Annotated in this window: 1 protein-coding gene; it reads right to left on the bottom strand. The window is 69.5% G+C overall.

Annotated elements, in window-relative coordinates:
- Positions 1 to 236, bottom strand: a 236-nt coding sequence (locus tag SB765_RS33370) for an FAD-dependent oxidoreductase (RefSeq protein ID WP_410933001.1), incomplete at its 3' end; no start/stop codon positions are given.
- Positions 237 to 239 lie beyond the last annotated feature (3 nt).

The following is a 239-nucleotide window of genomic DNA, read 5'->3' as shown; positions in this document are numbered from 1 at the left end:
CTCTTGCTCGCCATCGGCAACTCGCGCGCGTCGCGGTTCTGCTGCCGGCACCAGCCCCAGTTGCGGCTCGACTGCTCGGCGCCGATGCGGCCCTTCTCGACCAGCGCGACCGACACCCCGCGCCGGGCGAGGTAGTAGGCGGTGAAGACGCCGATGATGCCGCCGCCGATCACGACGACGTCGGCCGAAGCCGGTGGCGTGGGCGAAGTTTCAATATGGCGCAGCGGAGGGGACATGTT

Origin of the sequence: Pseudomonas sp. SIMBA_067 (genome assembly GCF_046534675.1) — a bacterium.
GTDB classification, from domain to species: domain Bacteria; phylum Pseudomonadota; class Gammaproteobacteria; order Pseudomonadales; family Pseudomonadaceae; genus Aquipseudomonas; species Aquipseudomonas putida.
Note: the sequence above shows the minus strand (reverse complement) of the source record. Positions and strands in the feature narration are given on the sequence as shown.